This is a genomic window from Ferrovibrio sp. (assembly GCF_046297895.1).
In the GTDB taxonomy this organism is placed as follows: domain Bacteria; phylum Pseudomonadota; class Alphaproteobacteria; order Ferrovibrionales; family Ferrovibrionaceae; genus Ferrovibrio.
Genome location: NZ_JBKBHC010000003.1, coordinates 82,355 through 100,258 on the forward strand (window position 1 = coordinate 82,355; position 17,904 = coordinate 100,258).

Annotated in this window: 18 protein-coding genes; 15 read left to right on the plus strand and 3 right to left on the minus strand. The window is 65.8% G+C overall.

What is annotated here, in order from left to right; genetic code table 11:
- Positions 1 to 31 precede the first annotated feature (31 nt).
- From murJ to ACK4FK_RS05350, 4 genes are all read left to right on the plus strand, one after another.
- Positions 32 to 1,621, plus strand: a complete 1,590-nt coding sequence (gene murJ, locus ACK4FK_RS05335; RefSeq protein WP_409742165.1) for a murein biosynthesis integral membrane protein MurJ — start codon at positions 32 to 34, stop codon at positions 1,619 to 1,621.
- Between the two features lie 88 nt (positions 1,622 to 1,709).
- The gene (trpS, locus tag ACK4FK_RS05340) at positions 1,710 to 2,717 is read left to right on the plus strand and encodes a tryptophan--tRNA ligase (RefSeq protein ID WP_409742168.1); all 1,008 of its coding nucleotides are present in this window, start codon (positions 1,710 to 1,712) and stop codon (positions 2,715 to 2,717) included.
- A gap of 79 nt (positions 2,718 to 2,796) precedes the next feature.
- On the plus strand, positions 2,797 to 3,747 hold the full coding sequence (locus ACK4FK_RS05345) for a DUF2333 family protein (RefSeq protein WP_409742171.1): 951 nt from the start codon (positions 2,797 to 2,799) through the stop codon (positions 3,745 to 3,747).
- Positions 3,748 to 3,822: 75 nt separating this feature from the next.
- Positions 3,823 to 4,323: a universal stress protein gene (locus tag ACK4FK_RS05350; protein WP_409742173.1), complete on the plus strand. Its 501-nt coding sequence runs from the start codon at positions 3,823 to 3,825 to the stop codon at positions 4,321 to 4,323.
- A 22-nt stretch (positions 4,324 to 4,345) separates the two neighbouring features.
- Here the strand turns inward: ACK4FK_RS05350 and ACK4FK_RS05355 are convergent, their stop codons facing one another.
- Complete coding sequence (locus ACK4FK_RS05355; protein WP_409742176.1) at positions 4,346 to 4,876, minus strand: PAS domain-containing protein; 531 nt, start codon at positions 4,874 to 4,876, stop codon at positions 4,346 to 4,348.
- A gap of 63 nt (positions 4,877 to 4,939) precedes the next feature.
- Positions 4,940 to 6,211, minus strand: coding sequence for an adenylate/guanylate cyclase domain-containing protein (locus tag ACK4FK_RS05360; RefSeq protein WP_409742179.1), 1,272 nt, complete (start codon positions 6,209 to 6,211; stop codon positions 4,940 to 4,942).
- Positions 6,212 to 6,385: 174 nt separating this feature from the next.
- Between ACK4FK_RS05360 and ACK4FK_RS05365 the strand changes: the two genes are divergently transcribed.
- From ACK4FK_RS05365 to ACK4FK_RS05395, 7 genes are all read left to right on the plus strand, one after another.
- A complete protein-coding gene (locus ACK4FK_RS05365) occupies positions 6,386 to 6,955 on the plus strand; it encodes a NifU family protein (RefSeq protein WP_409742181.1) in 570 nt (189 codons plus the stop codon).
- Between the two features lie 148 nt (positions 6,956 to 7,103).
- Positions 7,104 to 8,321 (plus strand): glucosaminidase domain-containing protein, encoded by a 1,218-nt coding sequence (locus ACK4FK_RS05370; RefSeq protein WP_409742184.1) that lies wholly within the window; start codon positions 7,104 to 7,106, stop codon positions 8,319 to 8,321.
- Positions 8,322 to 8,494: 173 nt separating this feature from the next.
- Positions 8,495 to 9,034: an RT0821/Lpp0805 family surface protein gene (locus ACK4FK_RS05375; RefSeq protein ID WP_409742187.1), complete on the plus strand. Its 540-nt coding sequence runs from the start codon at positions 8,495 to 8,497 to the stop codon at positions 9,032 to 9,034.
- A gap of 11 nt (positions 9,035 to 9,045) precedes the next feature.
- The gene (locus ACK4FK_RS05380) at positions 9,046 to 9,963 is read left to right on the plus strand and encodes a hypothetical protein (RefSeq protein WP_409742190.1); all 918 of its coding nucleotides are present in this window, start codon (positions 9,046 to 9,048) and stop codon (positions 9,961 to 9,963) included.
- 5 nt (positions 9,964 to 9,968) lie between these two features.
- Positions 9,969 to 10,964 (plus strand): DnaJ C-terminal domain-containing protein, encoded by a 996-nt coding sequence (locus ACK4FK_RS05385; protein WP_409742193.1) that lies wholly within the window; start codon positions 9,969 to 9,971, stop codon positions 10,962 to 10,964.
- A 147-nt stretch (positions 10,965 to 11,111) separates the two neighbouring features.
- Positions 11,112 to 11,951 carry an N-acetylmuramoyl-L-alanine amidase gene (locus ACK4FK_RS05390; RefSeq protein ID WP_409742195.1) on the plus strand — a complete coding sequence of 280 codons (840 nt, stop codon included), beginning with the start codon at positions 11,112 to 11,114 and terminating at the stop codon, positions 11,949 to 11,951.
- 79 nt (positions 11,952 to 12,030) lie between these two features.
- Positions 12,031 to 13,197: a mandelate racemase/muconate lactonizing enzyme family protein gene (locus tag ACK4FK_RS05395; protein ID WP_409742198.1), complete on the plus strand. Its 1,167-nt coding sequence runs from the start codon at positions 12,031 to 12,033 to the stop codon at positions 13,195 to 13,197.
- On the opposite strand, the gene ACK4FK_RS05400 is transcribed toward ACK4FK_RS05395, so the two are convergent.
- Complete coding sequence (locus ACK4FK_RS05400; RefSeq protein WP_409742201.1) at positions 13,194 to 14,516, minus strand: RsmB/NOP family class I SAM-dependent RNA methyltransferase; 1,323 nt, start codon at positions 14,514 to 14,516, stop codon at positions 13,194 to 13,196. The two genes, ACK4FK_RS05395 and ACK4FK_RS05400, sit on opposite strands and share 4 nt — an antisense overlap.
- 55 nt (positions 14,517 to 14,571) lie before the next feature.
- Between ACK4FK_RS05400 and ACK4FK_RS05405 the strand changes: the two genes are divergently transcribed.
- From ACK4FK_RS05405 to ACK4FK_RS05420, 4 genes are all read left to right on the plus strand, one after another.
- Complete coding sequence (locus ACK4FK_RS05405; RefSeq protein ID WP_409742203.1) at positions 14,572 to 14,994, plus strand: PaaI family thioesterase; 423 nt, start codon at positions 14,572 to 14,574, stop codon at positions 14,992 to 14,994.
- 90 nt (positions 14,995 to 15,084) lie between these two features.
- Positions 15,085 to 15,759, plus strand: a complete 675-nt coding sequence (gene rpe / locus ACK4FK_RS05410; protein ID WP_409742207.1) for a ribulose-phosphate 3-epimerase — start codon at positions 15,085 to 15,087, stop codon at positions 15,757 to 15,759.
- Between the two features lie 6 nt (positions 15,760 to 15,765).
- Entirely contained in the window at positions 15,766 to 17,424 is a 1,659-nt protein-coding gene (locus ACK4FK_RS05415) for a heparinase II/III family protein (RefSeq protein ID WP_409742210.1), read from the plus strand.
- The gene (locus ACK4FK_RS05420) at positions 17,400 to 17,897 is read left to right on the plus strand and encodes a HutD family protein (RefSeq protein WP_409742213.1); all 498 of its coding nucleotides are present in this window, start codon (positions 17,400 to 17,402) and stop codon (positions 17,895 to 17,897) included. Before ACK4FK_RS05415 ends, ACK4FK_RS05420 begins: the two co-directional genes overlap by 25 nt.
- The last annotated feature ends 7 nt before the right edge of the window (positions 17,898 to 17,904 follow it).

Sequence of the window (17,904 nt, forward strand, 5' to 3'; positions counted from 1 at the left end):
CGTTTCCCCATTTTCGCGAAAGCCTTACTAGATGTCGCTCTTCCGCGCCATTGCCACCGTCGGTGGCCTCACCATGGCCAGCCGCATCGCCGGTTTCGTTCGCGATCTGCTGATCGCACGCTATCTCGGCGCCGGACCGGTGGCCGATGCCTTCTTTGTCAGTCTGCGCCTGCCCAATTTCTTCCGCTCGCTATTCGCCGAGGGCGCCTTCACTGCCGGCTTCCTGCCGCTGTTCAGCCATATCCAGGCCAAGGAGGGCCATGCGGCGGCACAGCTTTTCGCCGAGCGCGCACTGGCCGTGCTGCTGCTTGCCACCTTCGGCTTCACGCTGATCGCCCAGATTGCCATGCCGGCGGTGATCATCCTGCTAGCGCCAGGCTTCATTGACGATCCGCAGCGCTTCGACCTGTCGGTCACGCTCACCATCATCACCTTTCCCTATCTGCTGTTCATCAGTCTCGCCTCGCTTTACGGCGCGGTACTGAACTGCATTGGGCGCTTCTTTTCCATGGCGGCGGCGCCGATCCTGCTGAATCTGGTTATGATCGCGGGCATGCTGCTGCTCACGCCGCATGTCCCCAACGCCGGCTATGCCCTGGCCTGGTCGGTGCTAGTGGGTGGCATCCTGCAGTTCCTCTGGCTGGCCTGGGATGCGCGGCGCAGCGGCATAGACCTGCGCCTGCGGCGACCGCGGCTGAACGACAAGCTGCGGCGGCTGTTCAGGCTGATCCTCCCGGCCGCGCTGGGCGCCGGCGCCACGCAGGTCAATCTGGTGGTCGGCCTGATCCTCGCATCTTTGCTGCCGGCAGGTGCAGTGTCGTATCTGTTTTATGCCGACCGCATCAACCAGCTCACTATCGGTGTGGTGGGCGTGGCAATTGCCACGGCGCTGCTGCCAACGCTGGCAGGCCAGCTAGCGCGAGGCGAGGATAGGGCCGCACTCGCGACGCAGAACCGTGCGTTGGAATTCGCCCTCTTGTTGTCGCTGCCGGCCTGCGCCGCCCTTCTGGTGATTCCGTTCCCGGTAATCTCCATCCTGTTCCAGCGCGGCGAATTTGGCTCCGAAACTGCACGGCAAACGGCATTCGCCCTGCTGGCCTATGCCGTTGGCCTGCCAGGTTACGTACTGGTGCGCACGCTTACGCCAGGTTTCCACGCCCGGCAGGATACGCGCACTCCAGTCAGGCTGGCTCTGGTCAGCATTGCGGTGAACATTGGCTTCAGCCTGATCCTGATGCCGCGCCTTGGTCATGTCGGTTTGGCGCTGGCCACTGCGTTGGCGGCCAGCATCAATACCGTGCTGCTGCTCTACACATTGCGTCGTCGTGGTCACTGGCAAGCCGATGCGCGGCTGAAGGGCCGGGTCTGGCGCATCCTGCTGGCCACATTGGCCATGGCGGCGGCCCTGGTGCTTTTGGACCGTTTTATGCTGCTCCCCTGGTATGAGGGGACGCAGGGATTGCGTATTGCCGCGCTGGCAGCCTTGGTTGGCGGCGGCGTTGCCTGTTACCTGATCGCCGCGTTGGCACTGGGGGCCACCCGGCCGGCGGAATGGAAGTCCTTGCTGCGCAGGCCGCCGGATCCCGGCGCATTGGTTGCCGTCAGGCGTTCTGACGGTTGACGCCGCCGCCGCCGCCAGCGATAACCGCGCACCTAAAGTACTTCCCACCACCGGGGCCTTCCACCGCCCCATCCTGCAAGGGACTTCCATGGCCTTCCAACGGCGCATCTTCTCGGGCATCCAACCCTCCGGCAACCTCCATCTCGGCAACTATCTCGGCGCAGTGCGCAACTGGGTCGCGCTGCAGAACGAATTCGAGTGCATCTTCTGCATGGTCGACATGCATGCCATCACCGTATGGCAGGATCCGGCCGAGCTGACCCGCTCCACGCGCGAGCTGGCGGCGGCGATGATCGCTTCCGGCATCGATCCGAAGAAGAACATCCTGTTCAACCAGTCGCAGAATCCCGATCACGCCACGCTGGCCTGGATCTTCAACTGCGTCGCCCGCATGGGCTGGATGAACCGCATGACGCAGTTCAAGGAAAAGGCCGGCAAGGACCGCGAGAATGTCTCGCTTGGCCTGTTCGCCTATCCGGCCCTGATGGCCGCCGACATCCTGGCCTACAAGGCGACCCATGTGCCGGTCGGCGAGGACCAGAAGCAGCATCTGGAGTTGACCCGCGACATCGCGCAGAAGTTCAACCACGATTACGAGCGCGAGATGTTTCCGCTGACCGAGCCGCAGATTTTCGGCACGGCTACGCGCGTGATGAGCCTGCGCGACGGCTCCAAGAAGATGTCGAAGTCGGATGCCTCCGACCAGTCGCGCATCAACCTCACCGATACCGCCGATGCCATCGCCGACAAGATCAAGCGCGCCAAGACCGATCCGCAAGCGCTGCCCGATACGGTGGAAGGGCTGGAAGGCCGGCCGGAGGCGCAGAACCTGATGGGCATCTATGCCGCACTCAGCGACAAGACGCTGGAACAGGCGGTGGCCGACTGCGCCGGCAAGGGCTTTGCCGAGTTCAAGAAGATGCTGACCGAGGTATCGGTCGGCGTGCTGGGTCCGATCACGGCGGAAATGCGCCGCCTGATGGCCGATCCCGGCTATGTCGACGGCATTCTGCGCGAAGGCGGCGAAAAGGCCCGGGCCCTCTCGGCGCCGGTCATACGGGAAGTATACGACGCCGTGGGTTTCCTGCGCCCGTAATCTTTCTCCATCTTGAACCCATGTCGGGGCAGGCCCACATTACCGGGGCCTGCCCCTTCATTTTTCCGGCCGAGAAATCATGACCGACAGCACCGATTCTTTCGTCTCCCGCCTGCGCGGCCGCTGGGTGCAGATTGCCGCGGTGGCTGTCGTGCTGGTCTTCGGTCTGTATTATCCGGTCGGCATGCTGATCGCCCACAAGGTGGACGACAATCTGGACTACCAGACGCCCGCCGGCGAGACGGTGGCCGGCAGCCGCGCCGTCGCCATGGCCGCAGCCCTGATCGACCGCGAGGTGAACCGCAACGGCTGGGTCGCCAACGATCCGTTCTTCATGCCGGGCTCGATGCTCGACAACATGCCGAATTACCAGCTCGGTATGATCCATGCGCTCGGCCGCTTCGCCTTCCAGATGGTCGACCAGATCGGCCGCACGCGCGGCTCGAGCCAGACCGACCGCGACCTGCAGGAGGCCGCCGGGCTGCTACAGTATTCTGGCACCAAGTGGATTTTCGACTTCTCCACCTCGCTGCTGCCGACGGCAAAGTCGGAGGACCAGTACCGCAAGGCCCGCGCCGCGCTGCTCAGCTACAACCAGCGCCTGACCCAGGGCCAGGCCGTCTTCGAACGCCGCGGCGACAATCTGCAGGCCACGCTGGAGCGCATTGCGCTGGACATCGGTTCGGCTTCCGCGGCGATCGACCGTCGCATCACCGAGGGCAGCAGCCTGTGGATCGATACCGAAAGTGACGATGTCTTCTACAGCGTCAAGGGCCAGCTCTATGCCTACTACATGGTGCTGCGCGAACTGCGTCAGGACTATGCCAATGTGATCCGCGACCGCGAACTGGGCGGCACCTGGGACCAGATGCTGGCATCCTTCGCCGCCGGCGCCGGACTGAAGCCGGTGGTGGTCAGCAATGCCAAGCCGGATGCGGTGATTCTGCCCAATCATCTTGGGTCGATGGGGTTTTATGTCGAACGCGCCCGCACGCAGGTGTATGAAGTGGTGAACATCCTGCAGAAGTGATGGCGGCGCGATACCGATTAACCAACAAAGGTTAGGCATTGCCTTTTTGCGGCCGGCAATGGCAACCTGCGCCGCATGAGCGACAAAGACGCCGCCAAACAGATCGAAGCCAAGCGCCGCAGCAAGTTCCTGGTCGTCGTGGACGATACGCCAGAGGTACGCGTTGCCGTCCGGTATGCCACCAAGCGCGCGCGCAACATCCGCTGCGGCGTGGTGATGCTGCGCGTGGTCGAGCCGATCGACTTCCAGCAATGGGCCGGCGTGGCCGAGATCATGCGCTCGGAAGCGCATGAGGCGGCGGAAGACCTGCTGCACAAGCTGGCCGAACAGGTGAACCAGGATTCCGGCATCCTGCCCGAGCTGGTGATCCGCGAAGGTATCGCGCGCGACGAGATACTCAAACTCGTCGATCAGGATCCGGCGATCCGCATGCTGGTGCTGGCCGCTGCGCCCGGCGGCGAGGGGCCAGGCCCGCTGGTGGCGGCGCTGGCCGGGCAGATGGCCGGCAACCTGAGCTTCCCGATCACGGTGATCCCCGGCAGCCTGACCGACGAACAGATCGATCGCCTGACCTGACCCCGCCGCGCGGTTGCCGCGCTTACAGCGCGACCGAATGCGCAGCCAGCATGGTGATGGAAACGGGATCGTTGAGGTGGTCGACAGGACTGTCAGCATTGCCGTCGAGCCGTTCGTAAAGCCCATAGCCAAGTATGCCGTCGATATGCTGCCGGTCGGTGGCCAGCGGCAGCAGCAGCCGGCGGAATTCCATAACCGGCCTGTCACGCTGCAGCCAATGTTGCACGGCGTAATGCCCCTGTCCGGCTATGACTTGGCGATAGGGCTTTTCGGCCTGGGCGAGTTGTTCGCCGCTGAACAATTCGTCGAGATGCCGCTGGCTCAGTTCGAAACCGAGATTCTGGCGTACAATCCTGCCGGCCAACAGGAAGCGGAAGCGCCGGCCCGAATCAATGCTTTCCAGCAGGAACAGGTTGGGCAGGAGGGTTTTTAGGTCCAGCGGGTCGATATCCTCGCGCGCGGGCCAGACATGCACGTCGCGCCAGCGCTGCCAGCAGGACAGCACATAACTCAGCCTGGCGTCCTGGGTCAGGGCCGGTAGATCGACCGCCATGCCGCAAGTCTGCACCCGCAGCGGGAGCGAGACAAATAAAGACTGTGCTGGTCGTATACGCCGTTATTCGTAGCCCGCCAGGCATTCGCCGGCGAGGGCGAACAATTCCTGCGGTTGCTGCACCCCGCGCAGGGCATGGAAGCCCACCGAGATCAGCGGGCAGTCGCGCACCTCGGCGGCAAAGGCGGCAGACGCGAGCAGCGGCCGGTCGAGGATCTTGGTCTGGCTTTCCACCCGCGCCACCTCGTTCACGGCGCGGCCGATCACGGTAAAGTCGAGCCGGTCACGCGCGCCGATATTGCCGAACACCACCTTGCCCACATGCAGGGCGATGCCGACCCGCACCGGCGGGGCCCCCTCGATGGCGCGGCCCTGGTTCAGTTCGTAAAGGCCGGTGAAGGCTTCGCGCGCCGCCGTCAGGGCCCGGTGGCAGGCTTCCGCCCGCCCGCCCGGCCGGTCGTCGACACGGAAGATCGCCAGCAGGCCGTCGCCGATGAATTTCAGCACCTCACCCTCATTCGCCTGGATCGGCGCTGCCATGGCATCGAAATAGCTGTCCAGCATCGCCACCACCTCCTGGGGCGGGTGCCGGTCGGAAAAGGCGGTGAAGCCGCGCAGGTCGGACAGCCAGATGGCAGCCTCCACCTCATAGCCGCGGCCGCGCATGAAATTCCCCTTCAGCACCCGCTTGGCCGGGCCCCGGCCCAGATAGGTGGTCAGCAGATCGCGGGTCATGCGGCGGCCGGCTTCCAGTTCCAGCCGAAGGGCCACCAGCGGCATCAACTCCTCCAGGTAGCTCAGCTCCTCGGGCCGGAAGCCGCCCGGCCGGTCGGTGGCAAAGCTCATGAACGAGATGTTCCGCCCTTCCTGGCCACCCATGCCCGGCCCCTGGGTGAAGCGCATGGGCAGCACCAGATAGTCGGTCACGCCCAGGGCTTTCAGGTCGTGCAGGATGCCGAAATCCATCGGGGTGTCGGCCAGTTCCAGCCGCCGTCGGATTGCGGCGGCCCCCTGATGGATCACGGCGATTGGGCTGTTCAGATATTCGGCGGTGCGTACCACGCCATGACCGCGTTCGGTCATGGTGACGCCGGCATCGCGCTGCCAGGTGAAGCCGCGGGTGAAGGTAAGCGGATGCATCGAGGGCTGGCCGGTGGTGACGCGGAACAGCGGCAGGCCTTCGGCGATCAAATGGCGGCAGAATCCCTCGATCAGCTCAGCCATCGGGGTGACCTTGCCGTCGTGTTCGATCAGCCAGCGGGCTGCCGGCGTGAGAACGAGCCGCGAATCGGGCCAGCTCGGCAGGCGCTCGACCCCTTTTGTGGCCATGGTCATTGGTCCACAGCCCTGGGGAAAACCGTTGATTCTATCCACATCGGTTAAAAATCTTCCAAATAAGGGGTGAGGAAAAGCAACAATCTTACTTTGTCACAGTTTTGCCCTTGCTTTCGGCCTTGATATTTGCGGACCCCCCGACCAATTTCCAGTCACCTTTTCACGGACCCATTGATGTTCATCCAGACCGAAACCACGCCCAATCCGGCGACCCTGAAATTCCTGCCCGGCCGCAGCGTGCTGCCGCAGGATTTCGCCGCCGGTTCGGCAGCCTTCACCGACGCCGAAACCGCCAAGGTTTCGCCGCTGGCGGTGCGGCTGTTTGCGGTCGATGGCGTCGAGGGGGTGTTCCTCGGCGCCGATTTCGTGACCGTCACCAAGGCCGCCAGCCAGGACTGGACGGCGCTGAAGCCGGCTCTTCTGGGCGCCATCATGGAGCATTTCATGGCGGGGCTGCCGGTGATCAACGCCGGCGCCGATCCGGCCGCCGCTGCCGAGACTTTCGATCCGGCCGACAGCCAGATCGTTCTTCAGATCAAGGAACTGATCGACACGCGGGTGCGTCCCGCGGTCGCCCAGGACGGAGGCGACATCGTGTTTCGAGGATTCGAACGCGGCGTCGTTTACCTGCACATGCAGGGCTCCTGTGCCGGTTGCCCCAGTTCGACGGCAACCTTGCGCTATGGCATCGAGAACATGCTGAAGCATTACGTGCCCGAGGTTTCCGAAGTACGGGCAGTTTAGTCGCCCTGCGGTTCCGGGTTACGGAACCGGACGGGTTTTCACGCGTTTCCTGGTGGGGGATCGCACAAGGGCAGCGCCCGGTGCTGTCCGGCGGGTTTGCCGGCTGCATCGAAGGGATCTGGCGCTGAGAACTGTGGAGGTTTAACCCATGACAGCTAATCGCGATCGGCGGTTGCTTGCCATCGGATCTGATGTTCGTCTGATTCTTGCCGGTTTTGGCCTGCTTCTGGCCGTCGGCCTGGTTTCCGGTATCGGTGTTGGCCTGTTGTCCAGTCGTCAGCTTGCCCGCGTCCCCGACGTGCAGGTGCAGCAGACGGCATCCCTTGGGGATGGCGTGAACGAGGCCTGGGACCGCCTGCGCCAGATCGCCCTGCTTGACTGGCGCGCGGTGGTCGAGCCGCGTGCGGTGGCCGATGCAGGCCGCAAGAGCAGCGGCAATGCTGAATCCGAGTCGCCCGATGCGGCGGCGGTCAATCCCGCCGAAGCCTCGCGCCGCGTGGCGGAAGTGCGGCAGTTCTCGCCGCACCGAACGGCCCTGCGTGCGCAGACCGACCGCACGGTGGACGCCATGCTGCGCAAGTTCGAACAGGAAGGCTTCGATCTCGCCGACATGCGCAATGCCAGCGGCCAGCTTGAAGTGCCGCGCATCTTCCTGGCCTCGCTGCCGATCGACATCGCCGACGTCAATCTGACCGAAAAGCGCAAGCGCGCCTTCATGAAGGTGATGCTGCCGCATATCCTGCGCGAGAACGAGCGCATCCTCGCCAACCGCGAGCGCGTCGAACGCCTGCACGAGCGCCTGCAGCGCGGCGCCACGCTGACGGCGCGCGACGATGCCTGGCTGCGCCAGATTTCCGATCAGTACGGCCTCGACGATGTCGATACCGCCGAACTGCTCAACCGCATCGATATCGTGCCGCCCGCACTCGCCCTGGCGCAGTCGATCGAGGAATCGGGCTGGGGCACATCGCGCTTCGCCCTGCTCGGCAACGCGGTGTTCGGCCAGTGGACCTGGACTCCGGGCAGCGGCATCGTGCCGGAGAACCGCCCGGACGGTGAAACCTACGAAGTGCAGCGCTTCAGGAGCCTGGAGCAGTCGGTGGCGGCCTACATGCGCAATCTGAACAGCAAGTCCAGCTATCGTGAATTCCGCGACAGCCGCGCTTCCATGCGCAGCCGCGGCGAAGACCTGGACAGCTATCGCCTGGCCGGCCATCTGCATCGCTACTCGGTGCGCGGTGCCGATTACATCCGCACCATCCGCTCGATCATGAAGACGAACACCCTGGAGATGTTCGACGGCGCGCGCCTGGCCGACGAGCCCTCGCCGCTCTTCACCAACATCGATTATTTCGGCAAGTCGTGAGCCCGGCCGGCTGCGGCCGGCCGGAATCATCATCCATCAGTCCGTGCCGGATCGCGGTTTTCCGCGGCTATCCGGCGTGCCGGCCTCCTTGCAGCCGCGTTAACGCGACCAATATACTACGGCGTCTGATTCGGCGGCGTAGTCGGCCGCCCCTGTTGCGAGGACGATTCTCCATGTCAGCCACCCCGACCCGCCCGGCCAATCCGGCCACCCTGTTGCGTTTCCGCCTGTCACGCGTTCTGCCGTTGCCCGTCATGGCCGTCGCGCTTGTCCTGGCCGGCTGCCAGAACAACGGCCAGGGCCCGCAGCTTAACAAGGAAAATGTCGGCACCGTGCTGGGCGCCGTGGGCGGCGCCGTGCTGGGGGCACAGTTCGGCAAGGGCACTGGCCAACTGGTGGGCGTGGCCGCCGGCGCGCTGGCGGGTGCCTATCTCGGCAACCAGATCGGCGCCTCGCTCGACAAGGCCGACAAGGCCGAGATGGAAAAGGCCAGCACCCGGGCCACCACCGCCCCGATCGGTCAGACCATCTCATGGCGCAATCCGGACAGCGGCAATTCCGGCACCGTGACGCCGACCCGCGAAGGCACGGCGGCCAACGGCGACTATTGCCGCGAATTCCAGCAGACCGTGACCGTCGGCGGCAAGACCGAGCAGGCCTATGGCACCGCCTGCCGCCAGCCCGACGGCAGCTGGAAGATCGTCAGCGGGTGACCGGTATCGGCATGACCGGGACCGGTGCCGTGATGCGCCTGGCCGCGACGGCCGGGCTGTGCGCCGCGCTGCTTCTCGCCGCGCCGGCCCATGCCGGTTTTGCCGATGGCGTGAAAGCCTATGAAGCCGGCGACTATGCCGGCGCCCATGCGGCCTGGGCGCCGCTGGCCGAGCGCGGCGATGTCGCCGCCATGCGCAATCTCGGCCATCTCTATCGCTGGGGGCAGGGCGTCGAGCGCGACATTCAGCAGGCCATCCACTGGTATCGGCGGGCCGCCGAAACCGGCTTTTCCCGCGCGCAGGCCAATCTGGCCGCGATCTATCTGCAAGGCGATGATGGCGTGCCCATCGACTATGCCGAGGCGCGCAAATGGTTCGAGGCCGCCGCCAAGCAGGGGCATGCGGTCGCGCAGTACAATCTCGGCCTGATGTACGAACTTGGCCTCGGCGTGGAAAAGAACGAGGCCGTGGCGCTGGGCTGGTACAACAACGCGGCCAAGGCCGGCCAGCCCGATGCGCTGGAGCGCCTGTCGCTGCTGGTGATGCGCCGCGACGGCGGCCAGCAGCGCGAGCCGGCAAACGTTCCGGCCAGCAGCCAGGAAGCGGCACCGGCGAAACCGGCAGGCGGCGAGAAGGCGGAGCAGGCCGCGATCGAGCCTGCCGCCGCAACCCCGTCGCAGGCCAATGCATCCTCTGGCGTTCCGGCGGCTGTGGCCGATCCGGCTCCCACGCCGCCGTCGGCCGGACAGGACGGAGCTGCGCCTGCCGCCGCAGAGGGCGAACCGCAGCGGCCCGGCCTGCTCGGGCGCTTCTATTCCGCCATCCTGTCGGGCGGCGGCGTATCCATCCCCGACCTGTTCAGGGCCGGCGAAAGCGGCGATGATGCCGAGCGGATCGAGCCGGAAGCCAAGCCGAAGACGGGGGATTAGCGGCCATGCGTGATCCCTATGAAGTGCTGGGCGTGGCCCGGGGCGTCAGCCAGGACGACCTGCGCAAGGCCTATCGCAAGCTGGCCAAGGAATTCCACCCCGACCGCAATCCGGACAATGCCAAGGCCGCAGAGCGGTTCAAGGAAGTGTCGGCCGCTTACGATATTCTCGGCGATTCCGAGAAGCGCGGCAAATACGATCGCGGCGAGATCGACGCCGCCGGCCAGCCGCGGGCGCGCGGCTTCGGCGGCGGTTTCCGCGGTGGCCCGGGCGCCGGCAGCGGCGCACGCGGCGGCCGCGGCCCGTTCGGCGGCGCCGATTTCGGTTTCGGCGGCTTCGAGAATGGCGGCGAGGATATCTTCGACGAGATATTCAGCCAGATGCGGCGCACGCGCGGCGGCGCCGGCGGTTCGGGTGCCGGCGCCCGTCCCGGGGCGCAGGCCAGCCGACCCATGCGCGGTGCCGACCGCCATTTCAATCTGAAGATCGGTTTTCTGGATGCCGCGCGCGGCTGCAAGCGGCGGCTGACGATGCCCGATGGCAAGCAACTCGATGTCGCCATCCCCGCCGGTCTGGTGGATGGCCAGCAGATCCGCCTGCGCCACCAGGGCGATGCCGGCCGCAATGGCGGGGAGGCGGGCGATGCACTGATCGAGGTGACCGTCGACCCGCACCCGTTTTTTGTTCGCCAGGGCGACGACATCCATCTCGAACTGCCCGTCACGCTGGACGAGGCCGTGCTGGGCGCGAAGATTGCCGTGCCCACCATCGACGGCATGGTGGCGGTCGCCGTGCCCAAGGGCGCGAGCTCGGGCACCACATTGCGCCTGAAGGGCCGCGGATTTCCGCTCAAGGGCGGCGCCTCCGACCAGCGCGGCGACCAGTATGTGAAGCTGAAGATCGTGCTGCCCGAAAAGCCCAACTCGGCGCTGGAAAAGCTGATCGAGGGCTGGGTCAAGTCGAACAAATACGACGTGCGGGCCAAATACACGGTCGAATGAGCCGCCGCCGGCGGATTTTAACCAAGCGTTCACCATCTCTTGGCAGCCTGACCCCGGACTGTCCTTGCCGGGGAGTCCTGCGGGCGTCTATCGTCCCGCCACAACAGCCGATTCGCGCGTGATTCCGATTCGGTCGATGGACAAGGCATGTATACGCGACGCTTGGTGATCTCATCCCTGCTCGGGCTGCTTGGCAGCGCCGCATTCGCGGCGCCGGCTCTGGCGGCCGCGCGCAAGGGCGCGGTCCCGGTGCCGGGCGACAAGCCGCCGGTGGGTGGCGGCAGGCCGGTGCCCAAGCGGCCGCCTGCCATCGTGGTGCTCGATCCCGGCCATGGCGGCCGCGATCCCGGCGCGATCGGGGTGACCGGCACCGAGGAGAAGGATGTCACGCTGTCGATCTGTCAGGGCATCCGCCAGATGCTGGCCGGCAATCCCGACATCAAGGTGTTTCTCACGCGCGACCGCGACGTCTATATCCCGCTGCCCAGCCGCGTCGCCTTCGCGCATGAAAAGAATGCCGACCTGTTTCTCTCGATCCACGCCGATGCCGCGCCGAACCGTGGCGCACGCGGACTGTCGGCCTACAGCCGCGCAGACAAGGCCTCCGACGATTTTGCCCGTCGCCTGGCCGACCGCGAGAACCAGGTGGATGCCATCTACGGCTTCGATGCGGGCGCCACCGACAAGCAGACGGCGGCGATCCTGATCGATCTGGCCCGCCGCCACAGCCATAACGCCTCGCTCAGCGCCAAGCGCCGCATCATCACCGGCGTCGGCCGCCGTGTGCAGTTGCTGGAGAACCCCATGCGGCAGGCCAATTTCGCCGTCCTGCGCTCGCCCGCAATTCCCTCGGTGCTGATCGAAACGGGTTTCCTGTCCAACCCGCAGGACGAGCGCATCCTGCGCAGCCCGAAGAGCCGTGCCGAACTGGCACGTTTCCTCGCCGAGCAGATCGCCCCTGTCGCCGCCGACCTGCGCGAGGCATAAGCCCGGCGCCTGTCACCGCGGCTCTGTATAACACTTCCCAAACGACCTATGCTGCGACCCGCCAGAGCAGGAGCGTCGCATGCGTATCGTCGAAGTCCGCGAGAAAACCGTCTCGATCGCCTCGCCGATCGCCAATGCCTATATCGATTTCTCGAAAATGACCTGTTCGGTCGTCGCCGTGATCACCGATGTGGTCCGCGACGGCAAGCCGGTGGTGGGTTTCGGCTTCAACTCCAACGGCCGCTACGGCCAGGGCGCGCTCATGCGCGAACGCTTCCTGCCGCGCCTGATGGAAGCAGATCCCGACACTTTGGTGGATACCGCCAACAACAATCTCGATCCGTTCGCCATCTGGAAGACGCTGATGACCAATGAGAAGCCGGGCGGCCATGGCGAACGCTCGGTGGCTGTGGGCACGCTCGACATGGCGGTCTGGGATGCCGTGGCCAAGATCGCGGGCGTGCCGCTCTGGCGCCTGCTGGCCGACCGCTACCGCAATGGCGTGGCCGACAGCAAGGTTTGGGTTTACGCCGCCGGCGGCTATTACTATCCCGGCAAGGACCTGACCGCCCTGCAGGACGAGATGAAAAGCTATCGCGACCGCGGCTATCGCGTCGTGAAGATGAAGATCGGCGGTGCCTCGCTGGCAGAGGATATCCGCCGCATCGAGGCGGTGATCGCTATCGTGGGCGAGGGCCGCAACCTGTGCGTCGATGTCAATGGCCGCTTCGATCTGAAGACGGCCATCGAATACGGCAAGGCGCTGCTGCCCTACGACCTGTTCTGGTACGAGGAAGTGGGCGATCCGCTCGATTACGCCCTGCAGGCCGAACTCGGCAAGCACTACGACAAGCCGATGGCCACCGGCGAGAACCTGTTCTCGATGCAGGATGCACGCAACCTGATCCGTTTCGGCGGCATGCGGCCCGACCGCGACTGGCTGCAATTCGACTGTGCGCTGTCCTACGGCCTGGTGGAATATCTGCGCTCGCTTGAGATGCTGCAGCAGCATGGCTGGTCCACGCGGCGTGTGGTACCCCATGGCGGTCACCAGATGTCGCTGAATATCGCGGCTGGCTTGCATCTGGGCGGCAACGAAAGTTATCCCGATGTGTTCAGGCCTTTCGGCGGCTTCGCCGACGGCATCGCTGTGGAAGACGGATATGTCGGCCTGCCGCAGATTCCCGGCGTGGGCTTCGAGGCCAAGTCGGAGCTCTATGCCGTGATGAAGTCGCTGCTCGACTAAGTGGCAGCCTTTGGGGCGGCAGTTTTCTCCAGGCAGACGGCGAAGAAGCCGTCCATGCCGCCACGCTCCGCCCAGTGGCAGGGCAGGGTGCGCAGGGCGCCATCCAGCGTGACCGCATCCTCCGGCACGCCGAGCATGGCAGCGTCGGCCGGCACGATCCGCGCACCCGCCAGGGCGCGCAGAAGCGGCATGTGCCTTTCGCCTTCCTCGGGCTGCAGCGAGCAGACGCAGTAGACCAGTTTGCCGCCCGGTTTGAGCATCGCCCAGGCTGCATTGATCAGTCGTTGCTGCAGCGCGGCCAGCTTCATCACGTCGGTTTCGTCTTTCAGGTAAGGCAGGTCTGGATGCCGGCGGATCGTGCCGGTGGCCGAACAGGGCGCATCCAGCAGTACGGCATCGAACACATGTGGCGGCTGCCAATGCTCGATCTCGGCGGTTCTTACTTCGGCTTTCAGGTGCAGGCGTTTCAGATTCTCCTTCAGCCGCTTCAGGCGTGGGTCCGAGCGGTCCACCGCCATCACCTGTGCGCCCATGGCGGCCAGCTGCGCGGTCTTGCCGCCTGGCGCCGCGCAGAGATCGGCAACCGTCTTGCCATTCACGTCACCCAGCAGTTTTGCCGGCAGCGCGGCGGCGGCATCCTGTATCCACCAGGTTCCGTCATCGTAACCCGGCAGGCTCTCCACCGCGCCCGCAGCCTGGCGACGCAGGCAGCCGCTGGGCAGCAATTCGGCCTGAAGCCGCTCGGCCCATCCTGCGGCATCGCCTTTCACGCTGATATCCAGCGGCGCCTCCTGCAGATGCGCCTGCGCGATGTCGCGCGCCAGGTCGGGGCCATAGGCCTGCTCCCAGCTACGCCACAGCCAGTCGGGCGTATTCTGCCTCGCGGCATCCTGCTGCGCCACGATGGCGGCGCCTTCGGCGGCCACCTTGCGCAGTACGGCGTTGATCAGGCCGCGCGGTTTTTTCTGCTCCGGGTGCATCAGGTCGACTGCGGAATCCACCGCCGCATGGGGTGGGGCATCGAGGAACAGCAGCTCGGTCGTGCCCAGGCGCAATGCCTCGCGCGGCAGGCCCTTGGGCCAAAGCGTGAGGAATTTACGCAACACGCCGTCGACCTGCCCGCGCCGGCGCAGGGCCGTGGCGACAAGGCGGCGCACGAAAGCGCGGTCGCGGTCAGTCAGGCCGCGGAAGCCTATGGTGCGGTCGGCCAGCAGGTCGTCCAGCGCGCGGCCCTTGCCCAGCACGCCGTCCAGCAGGCTGGCGGCGATGCGGCGCGGATTGGGCGGTACCAGCTTGGCGGTAACGGTCAGATCAGACATGGCGCTGTTCTAGACCCCGCCCGGGGTATAGTCGAGGCGCTGACCGGGAGGCGCCATGTCTGATCTGACCATTGCCGAGGCCCAGGCCATTCTGGCCGAGAATTTCCCGCCCTGGATCCGCGACCTGCATCTGCGGTTCGACAGCGTCGCACCAGGCCGCGTGGTGCTGCGTCTGCCCAACAATCCGAAACTGGCGCGGGTGGGCGGCATCCTCTGCGGCCAGGCCATCATGGCCGTGGCGGATACCGCCATGGTCTTTGCCGTGACGAGTGCGCTGAAACGCTTCGTCAACATGGCGACCGTGACGCAGACCACCAGTTTCTTCCGTGCGGTCGCCGACCAGGACGTATTGTGCGAGACCCGCGTGATCCGGCTGGGCAAGAGCCTGGCCTTCGGCGAGGCGAGCTTCCGCAGCATCGAGCGCGAGGAACCTTTCGCCCAGGCCAGCCTCACCTATGCGCTGTTGGCCGGAAAGTGAGGGAAATATCGCGCCAAACCGCGAATTATGGCCGAATCGGGGCGGCCCGCTTGCTTGGCGGATCGGCCGGAACCTGCTAATCCTCCGGCCATGCCGCAGCAATCGACCCGAATCGCTCCCTCGATCCTCTCCGCCGATTTCGCCCAACTGGGCGCCGAAGTCGCCGCCATCGACAGGGCGGGCGCCGACTATATCCATATCGACGTGATGGACGGGCATTTCGTGCCTAACCTCACCATCGGCCCGAGCGTGGTGGCGGCCTTGCGCAAGCACACGAAGAAGCCCTTCGACGTGCATCTGATGATCTCGCCGGTGGATGCTTTCGTGCCGCAATTCGCCGAGGCCGGCGCCGACATCATCACCGTGCATCCGGAAGCCGGCCCGCATGTGCATCGCACGCTGCAACTCATTCGCTCGCTGGGCAAGAAAGCCGGCCTGTCGCTCAATCCCGGCACGCCGGTGGAAACCGCGCTTGCCGTGCTCGACATGGTCGACCTCGTGCTGGTGATGAGCGTGAATCCGGGCTTTGGCGGGCAGAAATTCATCTCCAGCCAGCTCGAGAAAATTCGCATCCTGCGCGCGGCCATCGACAAGTCGGGCCGGGCCATCGACCTGGAAGTGGATGGCGGGATCAATGCCGAGACGGCGCAGCTTGCCGTTGATGCCGGCGCCGATGTGCTGGTGGCCGGTACGGCCACCTTCCAGGGCGGCCCGTCGGCCTATGCCGGCAATATCGCGCGGGTGCGCGCCAAGCGCGCGGCGTGAGCTGACGTGGCTGCGGCCAGTCTGCAGGAAAGTGTCGGACGGAAACTGCTGCGGCGCGCCAGCGCCGCCTGGTATGCCACGCGTCTTTACGGGCTTACCCTGCCGCGCCAGGCACCGCTGGAACTGCCGGTGCTGCCCGACGAGGCCTGGCCAGGGTCGGTGGCCAATGCCGACCGGCTGTTCCAGGGCCGCTTCGTCTTTGCCGGCGTCGAGGTGGTCTCGCCGCATGCTGCGCCATGGAGCATGGCGGCGAGCGAGCTGAAGCTCGATGCCGCCAGTCACGCCGCCTGGGCCGCCGAACTGCATGGCTTCCGCTGGCTGCGCGATTTCGCCACCCAGGGCGGCGACATGGCGCGCCGCATGGCGCGGGCGCTGATTGCGTCCTGGCTTGGCGCTCATGCGCAGCGGATCCATGGCCTGCCCTGGCGGGCCGATGTGGCCGGCCGGCGGCTGTCGCACTGGATCGGGGCGGCACATTTCGTGCTGGACGGCGCGGACGATGCTTTCGCACACGACTTCCTGCTGGCCATCGCGCGCCATACCGCGCATCTGAACAACGCCGCGAAACGCACGCCGCCGGGCCTGCCCCGCTTTGCCGCGACGATTGGCCTAGTCTACGGGCTCGAGGCACTGGGCCAACCAGAGCAGGCCGCGATGCAGGCGCTCTGCGATGCGCTGGAAACGCAGATCCTAGCCGATGGCTGCCATGTCAGCCGCAATCCCTCGCAGCTTTATCGCCTGCTGCGCGAAATCGTGGCCCTGTGGCGTTTCCTGCTGGCGCTCGATCCTGAACGCGCGGCGATGTTGCAGGTTTTTCTCGACCGCATGGCGCCGATGCTGCGCTTTTTCCGCCATGGCGATGGCGGGCTGGCGTTGTTCCATGGCGGCCAGGAAGAGGCTGCCGCCCAGATCGAGCAACTGCTCGATCTCTCCGAGGCGAAAGGCAAGCCGCTCAACTCGGCGACGCTCAGCGGCTATGAACGGGCTATTGCCAGGCGCGGCCTGCTGCTGGTCGACGCCGGCGGCACACCGCCGGCCCAGTCCGATGCACCGCCGCCCCATCGCAGTCTGCTGTCATTCGAGTTCAGCCATGGCAAGGACCGCCTGATCGTGAATTGCGGCGCTTCGCGGCGGGTCGGCGGCGGCTGGGCCGAGGCTTTGAGCGGCAGCGCGGCGCACAGCACCGTCACGCTGGGCCAGGGTGAGCCAAGTGTGGATGCGCGGGTATCCGTCATGCGCAACGAGCAGGATGGCGCAATCTGGTTCGATCTGGAACACGATGGCTGGCGCGCCAGCCATAACCGCCTGTACCGCCGCCGCCTGTTCCTGGCAGCCAGCGGCGAAGACCTGCGTGGCGAGGAAACCGTCGCCGAATCCCTCACTGGCGGCATGCCGGTGGAGGCCGTGCTGCGGCTGCATCTTCATCCGGGCGTGCATGCCTCGCTGATCGGCAGCGGCGATACGGTGATCCTGAAAAGCGCCACCGGCCAGGGCTGGCGCTGGCGCGGCGCTGGCGGCGTGGTGCGGCTGGAAGACAGCGTCTATTTCGGCCATGCCGATAACGGCGGCGCCGATGCGCCGCGCCGCACGCAGCAGATCGTGATGGCCGGCTCGGCCGGTGAAACCCCGCTGGTGTTCAAATGGGCGCTAACCAAAATCGGCTGATTCATATCGCCAGCCTGCCGGCGCAACCGTGGAAGAACGGCGGCGGACTCACCACCGAGATCGCCATCTATCCGCCCGGCGCCACGACGGATGATTTCCTCTGGCGCGTCAGCATGGCGAAAATCGAGCGCGACGGACCGTTCTCGGCCTTTCCCGGCATCACCCGCTGGATCACGCTGGTCGAGGGCAACGGTTTCGTGCTGGATTTCGCCGACGGGTCGAAGCTGGAGGTGACGAAGCCGTTCGAGCCGCACCAGTTCGATGGCGGGTTAGCAGCGCATTGCCGCCTGATTGACGGTCCCTGCCGCGACCTCAACGTGATGGCGCGCAGCGACGTGGTGATGCGCGTGGGCATCGCGCGGACGCGGGCGATGCTGCCGTCGATGGGCCACGCGGTGGTGTCGGATCACGGGGTCTCGATCCGCCTCGACGAGCGGCATGTTCTGAATGCCTTCACCGACCGCCCGTTCTAGACGGGCA